The sequence below is a fragment of the Acinetobacter sp. B-6 genome, assembly GCF_056930735.1.
Window position 1 is genome coordinate 1 of the sequence record NZ_JBXPBY010000034.1, and the last position, 2,625, is coordinate 2,625.

General features: G+C 31.8%; 2 protein-coding genes. Both read right to left on the reverse strand.

The features are described from left to right. The coding region (locus tag AC1Z3T_RS21040) for a BapA/Bap/LapF family prefix-like domain-containing protein (protein WP_483396979.1) at positions 1 to 1,147 on the reverse strand (1,147 nt) is incomplete at its 3' end. 147 nt (positions 1,148 to 1,294) lie between these two features. Next, on the reverse strand, positions 1,295 to 1,759 hold the full coding sequence (locus AC1Z3T_RS21045) for a hypothetical protein (protein WP_263511903.1): 465 nt from the start codon (positions 1,757 to 1,759) through the stop codon (positions 1,295 to 1,297). Positions 1,760 to 2,625 lie beyond the last annotated feature (866 nt).

Below are 2,625 nucleotides of genomic sequence, written 5' to 3' on the forward strand. Positions count from 1 at the left end.
TGGTGGTTCCAGTGATTTTACCTGCTGTATTGATCTCAACCGTGATCTCAGCTGTGACCAAGTCTAAGCCAGTATCGTCAGGCGTATTTGGATCGCTGTCGTTATCGCCTTGACCTGCAAGATGATCGCTTGCGGGTCCAACACCTTGACCGTTGCGATCTGTGGTCGTGGCTTCAACAGTGACACTTGAACCATCTACGATGCCATCAGCGACCGTAAGTTCTGTTTGGTAGTTGCCATCGGCATCGGTCTTCACCGTCTTGTGAATCACGACATCTTTGCCTGCTGCATCTTTACCGGTGATGCTAATCACCACATCGCTATTCGGTGCAACATCCTTGGTGGTTCCAGTGATTTTACCTGTATTATCAATGTGAATGTCTATGTTACTGTCTACACGATCAAGCCCAGCACTTTCGTCCTCTGGAGTATTTGGATCATCAGTCGCATTTTTACCTAACTGATCTTCCGCTTGAACAGTATTGCCATTACGATCAACAACTTCTGAACTTACAGTCAAATCACCATCCACAAATTCTTCTGGAACTTCAGCTGTATAGCTTCCATCTGGCTGAACAGTAACTTCGATGTCTTTGCTTAATGTATTTCCGTTCTTGTCTTGTCCTGTAATGGTAATAACAACTTTCGTTCCTTCAGGAATATTTTCTGTTTTACCAATGATTGAGCCATCCGTTTTTACTTCAACACTATTTTTCCCATTGGGAATATTTTCTTTATTTTTATCATTATCATGTGTTGCTGCGATGACACCACCGACTACACCTGTCCCAATCAGCCAAGGAAGCATTCCAGTCAAATGACTACTTGCTTCAGGTAATAATGCTTCCAGCCCTGTGATTTCTTTAAAGCCTGAAACTCCATCAAACCAATATAAAATACAACCATCTTCATCTTCAAAGACTAAATCTGAAGTTACTTCTTGGTGAACTACAAAGAAGTTTTCAATAACAATCACTTCACCATTTTTAAGCTTTAATAATAAATGATCACCATCTCGAATATATTCAGCCACATCATCTCTATTCATTTTAGTATGAATAATTGATGCTTCTGACAAAGTGATATGGTTGGTATCTACCGTTGATTTACTTAAAGAATCTTTTTCAATTACAACAAAATTAGCCATTTTTTACCTAAGGAGATTATGTACATTTATCTTTTAAAAAAAATCAATTACTTAAAAATATGCACGCAGAAACCCTACAAAAATGAAATTTTTGATGGGGGTTGGGAGATATTTATGAGTAAAAAATAAATCGATAATTAAGTATGATTACATTTGAGGTACGACAGTTTGAGTGGGTTCACTTTTGTTAGAACATTGAAGCGTCTGACCGTCATTTAAAATAAACGGTTTTCCCTCTCCATCTACTGAAAGTAAAAAATTATGACTATTCAACTTTTGCACATCTACATCAACATCACAGCTTAAGCATGATTCAGTATTGCAATTTTTCACTTTAAAATTATAAACTTCAGACTTTAAGTGATACTTTGCCGTATTATTTATATAAAAGTTCCCTGCTTGTATACGATCAATATAGAAATCAATCGCACACTTTTGATGTGTTGCGGTATCCCCAGAACAAAGCTTTTCATCTCTTTTCACAAGAACAATTTGATTGTTCGTCAAACTTTTCTCTTGAAACCTTAAATTTGATGGTTTTTGATACTGATTGCTTACACAGGCTGTCATACCTATTGCAGCAGTCACTACCATCAAAATAACTTTTGACATCACCGTACTCCGACATTAAAAATAATCGATAAAATCACAACATTAAAATAAGCAGATTTAGATGAAAAAACAGATCATTTATATCTCGTATTATCTTTATATGATATTCAATTAAATCTATATTCCATCCAGCACAAATCAATAAAGCACAAGGATTAAAATAATTACAAAAAATAGAAAAACCATTAATTTAAAATCAAAAATAGACTAAATAAACTTCAACAAAAAAAATGCAAAACAATACCCTTACCGAAATATTTTATAAAAATAAATCAGCAAAATTTATGTATATTTTTTACACTAAAATTGGGAGATAACTTCAGCCTAAATAGATTAAATATTATTCAATACAGGTATTTTTCATTCATGTATTCGCATAAATTAAGTCCTTTAAATTTAACTTTATGAGATTTAACTCACACAATCCTAGCATAAAAATGATACAAATCATTATCTTTTTTTTATTTGATGATAAATTTTTTATGATTTTTTAGGTTTTCTTTATAAAAAAACAATTATCATATCAACGGGTTAAAAAAAGTATTTTTTATAAAGAATACATTTACAATTTTATTTTATTTTTATATTTTTTATCCAGAAAATGCTCAGCATATAATCTCTTATCTCCCGCATAATCCCTAAAATACAAATGTATAGATTATAATTCCATAAACATTAAATTAAATATTATATTCTTTGCAAAGCCACAATCTATAATCATTTATTAATAACCAATACACTATCATTCATTGTTTAATTAACAATCAAAACAATAGCTAAATTTATATTAAATTTAAATCATTCTGCTAAAATCAAATCATTACTGTGTAAAATAAAATAATATTTACGAGAAACTTGAAATAAAC